General features: G+C 68.4%; 12 protein-coding genes. 6 read left to right on the forward strand and 6 right to left on the reverse strand.

Annotated features, from left to right (window positions below; all coding sequences use genetic code 11):
• Positions 1 to 75: 75 nt before the first annotated feature.
• From ABT061_RS47955 to ABT061_RS47980, 6 genes are all read right to left on the reverse strand, one after another.
• Positions 76 to 447, reverse strand: coding sequence for a hypothetical protein (locus ABT061_RS47955; protein ID WP_326643438.1), 372 nt, complete (start codon positions 445 to 447; stop codon positions 76 to 78).
• A gap of 12 nt (positions 448 to 459) precedes the next feature.
• Positions 460 to 846, reverse strand: a complete 387-nt coding sequence (locus ABT061_RS47960; RefSeq protein ID WP_350930394.1) for a roadblock/LC7 domain-containing protein — start codon at positions 844 to 846, stop codon at positions 460 to 462.
• A gap of 61 nt (positions 847 to 907) precedes the next feature.
• Positions 908 to 1786 carry a hypothetical protein gene (locus ABT061_RS47965; protein ID WP_350930395.1) on the reverse strand — a complete coding sequence of 293 codons (879 nt, stop codon included), beginning with the start codon at positions 1784 to 1786 and terminating at the stop codon, positions 908 to 910.
• Positions 1787 to 1790: 4 nt separating this feature from the next.
• Positions 1791 to 2171: a hypothetical protein gene (locus ABT061_RS47970; RefSeq protein WP_030911916.1), complete on the reverse strand. Its 381-nt coding sequence runs from the start codon at positions 2169 to 2171 to the stop codon at positions 1791 to 1793.
• A 144-nt stretch (positions 2172 to 2315) separates the two neighbouring features.
• Entirely contained in the window at positions 2316 to 3536 is a 1221-nt protein-coding gene (locus ABT061_RS47975; RefSeq protein ID WP_350930396.1) for a DUF4032 domain-containing protein, read from the reverse strand.
• A gap of 96 nt (positions 3537 to 3632) precedes the next feature.
• Positions 3633 to 4280, reverse strand: a complete 648-nt coding sequence (locus ABT061_RS47980; protein WP_350930397.1) for a class II aldolase/adducin family protein — start codon at positions 4278 to 4280, stop codon at positions 3633 to 3635.
• Between the two features lie 331 nt (positions 4281 to 4611).
• Here ABT061_RS47980 and ngcE point away from each other — a divergent pair, with 331 nt between their 5' ends.
• The 6 genes from ngcE (at position 4612) to ABT061_RS48010 (ending at position 9608) form a co-directional block, all read left to right on the forward strand.
• Positions 4612 to 6066 (forward strand): N-acetylglucosamine/diacetylchitobiose ABC transporter substrate-binding protein, encoded by a 1455-nt coding sequence (gene ngcE / locus ABT061_RS47985; RefSeq protein WP_350930398.1) that lies wholly within the window; start codon positions 4612 to 4614, stop codon positions 6064 to 6066.
• A 5-nt stretch (positions 6067 to 6071) separates the two neighbouring features.
• Positions 6072 to 6983, forward strand: coding sequence for a carbohydrate ABC transporter permease (locus ABT061_RS47990; RefSeq protein ID WP_350930399.1), 912 nt, complete (start codon positions 6072 to 6074; stop codon positions 6981 to 6983).
• Complete coding sequence (locus ABT061_RS47995) at positions 6983 to 7888, forward strand: carbohydrate ABC transporter permease (RefSeq protein ID WP_350930400.1); 906 nt, start codon at positions 6983 to 6985, stop codon at positions 7886 to 7888. The genes ABT061_RS47990 and ABT061_RS47995 overlap by 1 nt, the downstream gene beginning before the upstream one ends.
• A gap of 108 nt (positions 7889 to 7996) precedes the next feature.
• Positions 7997 to 8599: a hypothetical protein gene (locus tag ABT061_RS48000; protein ID WP_350930401.1), complete on the forward strand. Its 603-nt coding sequence runs from the start codon at positions 7997 to 7999 to the stop codon at positions 8597 to 8599.
• Positions 8586 to 8876: a 4a-hydroxytetrahydrobiopterin dehydratase gene (locus tag ABT061_RS48005; protein ID WP_350930402.1), complete on the forward strand. Its 291-nt coding sequence runs from the start codon at positions 8586 to 8588 to the stop codon at positions 8874 to 8876. The genes ABT061_RS48000 and ABT061_RS48005 overlap by 14 nt, the downstream gene beginning before the upstream one ends.
• Positions 8877 to 9041: 165 nt before the next feature.
• Positions 9042 to 9608 carry a superoxide dismutase family protein gene (locus tag ABT061_RS48010; protein ID WP_350930403.1) on the forward strand — a complete coding sequence of 189 codons (567 nt, stop codon included), beginning with the start codon at positions 9042 to 9044 and terminating at the stop codon, positions 9606 to 9608.
• The last annotated feature ends 91 nt before the right edge of the window (positions 9609 to 9699 follow it).

A 9699-nucleotide genomic window follows, 5' to 3' on the forward strand; every position in this document is an offset into this window, starting at 1 on the left:
CCCCGGCCCCGCCGCGGCGCGTCCCCCCCCCCGCCGCCCCCCCCCCTCACCCACGCCCCCCGCCCCGCGGCAGGATCAGACCTCGAGCCTCTCCTCGATGCCGCGCAGGATGTGCCGCGCGAGCGCGAGGTTGGCCCGGTTCCGGTCGAGGGCCATGTAGATGAACAGGCCTTTGCCGCTCCGGCCGGAGAGCGGGCGGATCACGTGGTACTGCGTGCCGAGCGTGATGAGGATGTCCTCGATGCCGTCCTTGAGGCCGAGCGACTCCATGGTCCGCATCTTGGCCTTGACGACCTCGGTGTTACCCGCGGCCGCCACCTGGAGGTCGAGGTCCTTGGAACCGCCGAGCGCGCCCAGCGCCATCCCGCTGTTGTAGTCGACGATGACCGCGCCGATGGCGCCGTCGATCGCCATCATCTCCTTGAGAGAGATGTCCATGTTGCCCATTTCTGTCTCCGATCACTGGGTTATCGACATGCGCGAGGTGATGGCGGCCAATCTGGCCGCCGTCTTGCGACCCTCCAGCCGGAGCAGCCCGAGGTTGGTCCCCGGGCGTGCCAGGACTGTGAGGACGATCTTGGGTCCGGCGGCGTAGCAGGCCGCGTAGCCGTTGGTGCCGGAGATCAGCGTCTCCTCGAAGGTGCCCTTGCCGGCCATGCCCGTCATCCGGCGGCTGAGGGCCAGGAGCGCGGAGGAGAGCGCGCCGGTCTGCTCGGCGGCGGTGTCGCGGCCCAGATCACTGGCCAGGGTCAGGCCGTCGACGCTGCACACGATGCTCCCGTCCACATCGGGGATGCGCTCTCGCAGCAGCGCCATCTCCCGGCGTATCTCCTCACGCAGTTCCACCGGCACCCTCCTTCCGATCAGCTTCAGCGTCCGCAGCCTTATCGGCGGCATCGAACCAGGCTCAAGTCAGTGCCTCCAATGCGTTCCTGAGCCGGATGAGCAGGTTGACGTCGGTCGGATCCCCGGTGGCTCCGGGGAGCGACGCGGGCGTCGCCAGGGAGCCCGTTCCGGCTGCCGGGATCTCCGTGGCCCCCCTCGTCCGTCTCGGCAGCGGGTCCTGCGCGGCGGGTGCGGCGGCCGCGTCGGGTTCCGGGACGCGCAGCAGCCCACGGGAGGCGAGCTGCCGTACGGCGAGCAGCACCGAGTACGCCGGGCGGCCCAGCTTGCGTGCCAGGTCGGCCGGGGTCGCCGTGGAGTCGGCGCCGACCAGCACCTCCCACTGCAGCGAGCTCAGCGCCACCCGCTGGGCGGCGATGCGCCTCCGCGGGACGACCGGGAGCGTGTCCAGCTCCGCGGACGGCCAGGTCTGTTCCAACTGCGCCTTCCTCCGCTTGCACTCCCGGAGCAGGCCGGCCGCGTCGAAGTACCACTGCGGTCCGAGCCAGTGCCGCTCTCCCCGCCGGAACCTGGGCCGGTGCCCGGTCGACTCCAGCAGGAAGTAGCTGGCGTCGAGCACCGTGCTCAGCACGCAGAACTCCAGCTCGCCCCTGGTGAGCAGACCCTGGGCGAGGAGCCGGTCGCCTCCGAGGATCTGCGGGGCGGCGACCGGCGGCTCGCCGCCCCGCAGATCCTCGGTCGCGGACTGCCTGGCCTGTCGTACGGCGTGGGCGGAGATCCCGCGGCAGGCCGCCAGCAGGTCCTCCAGCCGGGGGGCCGCCGCGCTCTCGGCATAGGTCACGCGGCCGTCGGTGAGATAGATGGCGCCCGCCTTGCCGAGGCGGAGCGAGCCGGTGGCGCGATCACTGGCGAGCCCGCTGAGGATGATCTCGACGCTCGGCACGGCTTCACGTCGATATCAGGCGGCCGGAAAGGGCCTGGAGGCGGTGGCGGGCCAATGCCAGGTTCGACCGTTCCAGGTCGAGCCTGACGTAAATGACCAGCGGGCCGTCGAAAAGCGTTTCCAACGGCCGCAGCAAATGGTGGCCGCCGTCCGTGGTTATGATCATGTCGTCGATCCGGACGGTGCCGCCCGGTGCGGTGACGGCGAGTCCGTCCAGCGTCGCGCGCAGGGTCTCGCTCAGCCCCGCGGCCGATCGCTCCACGTCACCGTGGCGGCTCGCGCCGCCGGTCGCCACGACCGTCCCGCTGGTCTGATCGATGAGGATCGCGTCCAGGGCACCGGGGATGGCCATTACCTCAGTGAGGCAGTCTTCGATTCCGAGCACGTGCTCTCCCTTGCCGGCGACTTCAGGCGTCGCCCGGTCAGCGTAGGGAAAGCCCTCGGGACTCGTCCTTTCCAGCCAGTGCCTTGATAGGAAAAAGCGTAGGATTCACCAACCGAGTAGGAAGATATACACCCTGGGTGGAAATCAACCCGTTGGCTGGTCGGTGATAATCGCCTTTTCGTCCGGCTTGAAAACAAGAATGTTCTTCACATAGGAATTCACCGCGGCGGGCAGGCCAACGTCGTTCCCGGCCTCCTCCGACAGGAACCAGCGGTGGTCGAGCACCTCGTGGAAGAACTGGGCGGGCTCCAGCTTGCCGCGCAGATTCTGCGGGACGGCCTCCATCGTGGGCTGGAAGACCTCGGCCAGCCAGCGGTGGGCCACGATCGCCTCGTCCTCGTGGCGCAGGCCGTACGACACGCGGAAGCAGTCGAGGTCATTGAGGAGCCGCCTGGCCTGGTTCTCCTCCACGTCCAGGCCGGTGAGCCGGAGCAGCCTGCGCTGGTGGTGCCCGGCGTCCACCACCTTGGGGCGGACGATCAGCCGCCCGGTGCCCGCCTTGCGGCGGACCATCATCTCGGCGACGTCGAAGCCCAGCGAGTTCAGCCGGCGGATCCGCTGGTCGATCATGTGCCAGTCGACCTCCTCGATGATGTCGTCGGAGGTGAGCTCACCCCAGAGGCGGTGGTAGCGCTCGCAGATGGAGTCGGCGACCTGTTCGGGGTCGATGGAGGAGTGCAGCAACCCGCCCGCCTCCAGGTCGAGCATCTCGCCGAAGATGTTGGTGTGCGCCACCTCTATGTCGTACAGCCGCTGGCCCTCACTGATCATGGGATGCAGCTCACCGGTCTCGGCGTCGACGAGGTAGGCGGCGAAGGAGCCCGCGTCCCGGCGGAACAGGACGTTCGACAGTGAGCAGTCGCCCCAGTAGAAGCCGCCGAGGTGCAGCCGTACCAGCAGCACGGCCAGGGCGTCGAGCAGCCGGTTGAGCGTCTCGGGGCGGACCGTCCCGGACATGACCGCCCGGTAGGGCAGCGAGAACTGCAGGTGCTGGGTGATGAGCGCCGAGTCGAGCGGCTCGCCGGCGGCGTCGGTCCGTCCGGTGACCACCGCCACCGGCTCGACCGACGGGGTGTCCAGCCGGCTCAGGTCCCACAGCAGGCGGTACTCGCGCTTGGCGTAGTACTCGCTGATCTCCTTGATCGCGTACACCTTGCCCGCCAGGCGGGTGAAGCGCACCACGTGCCGGGAGATGCCGCGCGGCAGGGAGACCAGGCGGTGCTCGGGCCAGTCCTCCAGCGGGACGTCCCAGGGCAGGCGGATGAGGTCCGGATCGCTCGGGGCGCCGGTGAGCTGGAGAGGCATCGGGTCAGTCCTCGCGAAGGGGGTGTACGGGGCGGGGCCGCGTCGCGCTCGGTCCTCGCGACGAGGGCGTACGGGCAAAGGGCGGTCGTGTCGCGGTCAGTGCTCGCGGCGGGGGAACGTGGGCGGGTCGAAGGCGCGCCGGACCACCGCGGCGAGCTGTTCCTCGGTGAGCACACGGGGCTCGCCGACGCCCTTGGCCCGCACGTAGACCTCGCAGAGCCACTCCAGCAGCCTGGTCGCCTCGAAGGCCCCGTCCAGGTCGTCGCCGATCGTGACCCCGCCGTGGTTGGCCAGCAGCGCCGCGCGCCGGTCCGCCAGCGCGGCCCGGACGGAGGCGGCGAGCTCGGGCGTGCCGTAGGTGGCGTATTCGGCGACGCGGACGGTCCCGCCGAGCAGCAGGGCGTTGTAGTGGATGGGCGGCAGCTCGCTCATGGTCGTGGCGACCACGGTGCCGAAGACGGAGTGGGTGTGCACGATCGCGCCGGCCTCGGTGGTCGTATAGACCGCCAGGTGCATGGGGGTCTCCGAGGACGGCTGCAGGTCGCCCTCGACGAGGTGGCCCTCGACGTCGACGATCGGGCAGGCCTCGGGTTCCAGCCGGTCGAGGGAGACGCCGCTGGGCGTCACGGCGACGAGTTCGCCCGCGCGCACGCTGAGATTCCCCGCGGTTCCGACGACCAGTCCGGTCGTGGCGGCTCGGCGGCCGTACTCACACAGCAGGCGGCGCTGCTCGGCCAGCAACATGCCGTCAAAAGTAGGGGGTTGCGGTACCGGGCGGCAAACCCTCATTATCTGGTCTAGACCGGTTGCCGCCCTTTGGCTACCGGCGAGCACGGTTCCTTTATCTCCCTGGCGGCGGCCACGTCAATGGTTCCAGGGAAATATCGGCCACTGTGTGCCGTTCTGTCATTGAATTGCACCTCCTCGGCGTTTGGTAGCTAGCGGATAGGTCGCGAGGACATCACGGCTCGGTCTAGACCGGCTGGGAAGTCTTGACGCTGGACTCCGCGGATACGTACCTTCGGGCAAACGTTTAGGAAACTTTCCTAATTGATCCCCCGTTCAGGAGGGTTGCATGTCAAACTCGGTCGGTACGCCCGGAGACATCACCCGGCGGCAGCTGCTCCGCCGGATCGGCATGAGCGCTCTGATCGTCGGTCCAGGCGCCGGGTTGCTCAGCGCCTGCGCCACCGGTGGCGCGGCTCCGGCGGCCAGCACCTCGGCGGCCCCCTCCGCGGGTGGCGCGATCTCCGCGGCGAACCCGTTCGGCGTCGCCGCCGACGCGCCGCTTGAGGTCGTCATCTTCAAGGGCGGCCTCGGTGACAGTTACGCCACCGAGGTGCACGAGCCGCTGTACAAGAAGGCGTTCGCCAAGGCACAGGTCAAGCACGTCGCCACCCAGCAGATCGCACAGACCCTGCAGCCGCGGTTCGCCGGCGGCGACGTCCCCGACGTGATCGCCAACTCCGGCACCGACCTGATGGACAACGGCGCCCTGCAGCAGGAGGGCCAGCTTCTTGAGCTCACCGAGCTGTGGGACGCCCCCTCGATCGACGACCCGAGCAAGAAGGTCCGTGACCTGGTCGCGCCGGGCACCGTGGAGTCGGGTCTCCTCGCGGGCAAGCCGTACCTGATGAACTACGTCTTCTCCGCGTACGGCCTCTGGTACGACTCCGCGCTGTTCGAGAAGAACGGCTGGACCCCGCCGAAGACCTTCGAGGAGTTCAAGGCCTTCGCCGAGAAGGCCAAGGCCGCCGGGATCACCCCGTTCGCGTACGCGGGCAAGAACGCCTCCTACTACGCGTACTGGATGATCCTCATCTCCGCCGCGAAGATCGAGGGCAACCAGATCCTGCTCGACGTCGACAACCTCGTCGACGGAGTCTGGCAGCGCGACTCCATGAAGCAGTCCGCCGCCGCCTGGGCTGAGATCGGCAAGTACATGGACAAGTCCTTCGAGGGCCTGATCCACACCGAGGTGCAGCTCCGCCAGAACCAGGGCAAGGTCGCCCTCTACCCCTCCGGTTCCTGGCTGGAGAACGAGCAGAAGGAACAGACCCCCGAAGGCTTCAAGTACGCGCTGTCGCCCACTCCCAGCGTCACCGCGGCCGACAAGATGCCGTTCGAGGCCATCCGCGCCGCCGCCGGCGAGGCGTACATCGTCCCGGCCAAGGCCAAGAACCCCAAGGGCGGCCTGGAGTACCTGCGCATCATGCTCTCCAAGGAGGGCGCGAGGGGCTTCACCGAGAAGTCCGGCAACATCACGGTGGTGACCGGTGCCGCCGACGGCCTGGAGCTGTCGCCGGGCAACGCCAGCCTCAGCGCCGCGCAGAGCGCCGCGGGCCAGAACATCGTCACCTTCAGCAGCTTCGAGAACTGGTACAAGGAGTTCGAGACCGAGCTGCGCAAGCAGACCAACGCGCTGATGTTCGGCCGCATCTCCGCCGACGAGTTCTGCGAGAAGATGCAGAAGGCCGCCGACAAGACCAAGGCCGACTCGTCCATCACCAAGCAGACCCGGACGGTGTAGCCCCGATGCGGCAAGGCAAGTATCCGTTCATCGTCGGCTTTCTCGCCGCGCCGGTGCTCCTCTACGTGGTCTTCGTGGTCAGCCCGTACATCCAGGCTTTCTACATCGCGGTGACCAACTGGAAGGGCATCTCGGCGAACCCTCAGTTCATCGGCCTGGAGAACTTCGCCAGGCTCCTTGACGACGAGGTCTTCTGGGCTGCGGTGCGTCACCACGGTGTTCTGCTGCTTGTCATGCCGCTGGTCACCATCGTGATCGCCCTGTTCTTCTCCTTCCTGCTCAACCTGAGCGGCGGGCAGCGGGGCGGGCGGATGACCGGGATCTGGGGCTCGAAGGTCTACCGGGTGATCTTCTTCCTGCCCCAGGTCCTGGCCGTCGCCATCGTCGGCGTGCTCTTCCAGGCGATCTACCGTCCGGACGGGACCGGCGTGATCAACGGCCTGCTCGGCAAGGTCGGCATCGAACCGGTCGGCTGGCTCATCGATCCCGACATCGCCCTGCTGGCCATCATCGGCGTGATGGTCTGGCAGGCCGTCGGCTTCTACGTGGTGCTGTTCTCGGCCGGCATGTCCTCCATCCCCAAGGACGTGTTCGAGGCCGCCGCCCTCGACGGCGCGGGCAGGTTCACCCTGTTCTTCAGGATCACGATCCCGCTGCTCTGGGACACCATGCAGGTCGCCTGGGTCTATCTCGGCATCGCCGCCTTCGACGCCTTCGCCCTGGTCCAGGTCCTCTCGGTCGACCGCGGTGGGCCCGACAACGCCACGACGGTGCTCCCGATGGAGATCTGGCGCACGGCGTTCAACTTCTCCAAGTTCGGCTACGCGTCGGCGATGGGCGTGGCGCTGTTCTTCATGACCATCACGTTCGCCGCCCTCACCCTGCGCGTGACCCGGCGCGAGAGGATCGAGTTCTGATGGCCACGGACACGGCTCGCAAGCCCGCCGCCTCCCGCCCCGCCGCCCACGCGCGTGCCAGGCGGACCAGGGGCTCGCTCGGCCCCTTCGGGGTGCTGTCCCACCTCGCGCTGCTGGTCTGGGCGATCCTGATCGTCGGCCCGATCCTCTGGACGTTCCTGGCCTCTTTCAAGACCAACACCGAGATCTTCGGGGACGCCATCACGCTGCCCGCCTCCTTCGGCTGGGACGCCTGGGGCCGGGCCTGGGAGAAGGCGCACATCGGGCAGTACATGCTGAACACCGTCTTCGTGGTGGCGTGCAGCACGGCCGGCACCATGCTGCTCGGCTCGATGGCCGCGTACGTGCTGGCGCGCTACACCTTCCCCGGCAACAGGGCGATCTACTTCCTGTTCGTGTCGGGGATGACGTTCCCGGTCTTCCTCGCGCTGGTCCCGCTCTTCTTCGTGGTGAAGAACCTGGGCCTGATCGACACCCACCTCGGCGTGATCCTGGTCTACATCGCCTACTCGCTGCCGTTCACCGTCTTCTTCCTGTCGGCGTTCTTCAAGACGCTGCCCACCTCGGTGGCCGAGGCGGCGATGATGGACGGCTGCTCGCACACCCGGACGTTCTTCCAGATCATGGTGCCGATGGCCAAGCCGGGGCTGGTCAGCATCACGATCTTCAACATCCTGGGTCAGTGGAACCAGTACCTCCTGCCGATCGTGCTGCTGTCGGGCAACGTCGAGGACAAGTGGCTGATCACCCAGGGCGTCGCCAACATCTCCACCAGCGCCGGTTACGAGGCCGACTGGCCCGGCCTGTTCGCCGCGCTGAGCATGGCCATCATCCCGGTCATGATCGTCTACATCATCTTCCAGCGCCAGATCCAGTCGGGTCTCACCTCCGGCGCGGTCAAATGACCGGATCCGGTCAAATTACCGGCTCCGGCGAGTAATCCCGAGAGTGTCGTCAGGAGTCGTTCATATTCGGAACGACTCCTGTCCCCTCTCCACGGAGAAACCCGACCCATGGCCCACCCCGACCAGGACTTCCCCTTCCCCTTCTTCGGAGCGGGGGAGGCGAGTTATTACATGTGGGCCGAAGTGCACGTCCGCTTCGCCCGGCAGCCCACGGCCTCCCAGTGCGCGGTCATCGTCGACACCGTCCCGGCACCCCTGCGCGGGGCGCTCGACTGGTGCGAGGGGCGCCAGCTCATGGTGGCCAGCGGCCTGTTCCTGCACGGTACGGTGGCCCGCTCCTACCCCGCGCTCGGCGGCGAGTCCGACCGGATCGGCGACGACGGCTGGCTGTACGCCGCGCCCTCCCGGATAGCCGCGCTCAACGCCGACATCGAGAGATGGCTGCTCCGCATTCACCGGGAGTGCCCGATCCTGGCCGCCTACCGCGCCGAGGACCCCGACAGCGGCGGCACCCGCCTGTCCGGCTGGCACGACTGGAGCCTGTCCCGGCTACCCGGTCTGCTGCCCGAGCTGGAGCCCCTCCTGGAGGGGACCAGCCATGCCACCGCCATGGCCCAGGGCATCATGGCCATGGCCCGGCGCGCCGGGAGCCTGCCCCGGCTTGGTGTCCTCGCCGGGGACGTGATCTCCTGGGAGGATGAACCTGCTTGACGACTCCGCGGTGGACGACCGGCTCACCGGCCTGCCCGAATGGCGGCGCGAGGGAGACGAGATCCGCCGGAAGATCACCGCCACCGACTTCCCGACCGCGATCCGCATCGTGGACGAGATCGCGGTCGAGGCCGAGAAGCTCAACCACCACCCCGACATCGATATCCGCTGGCGCACCCTCCACCTCGCGCTCAGCACGCACGACGCCGGCGGGCTGACGGAGATGGACTTCACCCTGGCCGCCCGCATCGACGAGATAGCCGCCGCCAACGCCTGAACGCCGAGCGGTTCGGCCGCGGGTATCGACGAGACGGCCGCTCTTCGTCTTCGCTCCCGGCCGGGAGCGAAGACGAAGGCCGGAAGTGGTCAATACCCAGTGTGATCACATGATTACTGGTTATGGTGGGCGCTGCACTGTTCCGGCCCGCCAAGGAGATCATGGATGCGCATTCTGGGAGTTCTCGCCGTCGCCCTGCTCTGCGCCGGCTGTGGTGAGCGGGCCGCCGACACCCATCCTGCGGGGCACGGCCCGGCGGTCGCCTCAAGCGCGGAGATCCGCCTTACCGGGGGCGGGGTGTTCTCCGCCCCCGGACCTCGTGCCTCCGTCATCGCCTACGACACCACGCTGGTGCCGCCGGGAGCCACGGCCCGGGTCACCGCGGAGTCGGGGGCGGTGCTCGCCACCTCCACGGTCACCGTCACCGGCATGCTCCCGGGACGCACCTACGGGGTGCACCTGCACGTCAACCCGTGCGGTCTCAAGCCCGAGGACGCCGGGCCGCACTACCAGCACGCCCACGCCCACGCCAGTGCCCAGAACGAGGTCTGGCTCGACTTCACCACCGACGCCCGGGGGGAGGCCGCCGCCACCGCCACCCGGGACTGGGCGTTCGTCGCGGGCCGGCTGCCCAGATCGTTGGTGATCCATGCCGAGCCGACCCGCACCGCCGGCGCCGAGGCCGGCGCCGCGGGCCCCCGCGTCGCCTGCGTCACCCTCATCCGGTCCTAGTAGTGCTTTGTTAGGTGGTTAGGGCGGTCTTTGCTGGCAGGTGGGGCATCGGCCTGTCCAGGTGGCCAAAAGGGCTTGGAGCTCTTTGAGG

Origin of the sequence: Streptosporangium sp. NPDC002544, assembly GCF_040295965.1 — a bacterium.
Taxonomy (GTDB): domain Bacteria; phylum Actinomycetota; class Actinomycetes; order Streptosporangiales; family Streptosporangiaceae; genus Streptosporangium.

What these genes read in the sequence shown, in the direction of transcription:
- ABT061_RS47955 (WP_326643438.1), bottom strand. Translation starts at nt 447, where the DNA reads ATGGGCAACATGGACATCTCTCTCAAGGAGATGATGGCGATCGACGGC.
- ABT061_RS47975 (WP_350930396.1), bottom strand. Translation starts at nt 3,536, where the DNA reads ATGCCTCTCCAGCTCACCGGCGCCCCGAGCGATCCGGACCTCATCCGC.
- ABT061_RS47980 (WP_350930397.1), bottom strand. Translation starts at nt 4,280, where the DNA reads ATGTTGCTGGCCGAGCAGCGCCGCCTGCTGTGTGAGTACGGCCGCCGA.
- ngcE (WP_350930398.1), top strand. Translation starts at nt 4,612, where the DNA reads ATGTCAAACTCGGTCGGTACGCCCGGAGACATCACCCGGCGGCAGCTG.
- ABT061_RS47990 (WP_350930399.1), top strand. Translation starts at nt 6,072, where the DNA reads ATGCGGCAAGGCAAGTATCCGTTCATCGTCGGCTTTCTCGCCGCGCCG.
- ABT061_RS47995 (WP_350930400.1), top strand. Translation starts at nt 6,983, where the DNA reads ATGGCCACGGACACGGCTCGCAAGCCCGCCGCCTCCCGCCCCGCCGCC.
- ABT061_RS48000 (WP_350930401.1), top strand. Translation starts at nt 7,997, where the DNA reads ATGGCCCACCCCGACCAGGACTTCCCCTTCCCCTTCTTCGGAGCGGGG.
- ABT061_RS48005 (WP_350930402.1), top strand. Translation starts at nt 8,586, where the DNA reads ATGAACCTGCTTGACGACTCCGCGGTGGACGACCGGCTCACCGGCCTG.
- ABT061_RS48010 (WP_350930403.1), top strand. Translation starts at nt 9,042, where the DNA reads ATGCGCATTCTGGGAGTTCTCGCCGTCGCCCTGCTCTGCGCCGGCTGT.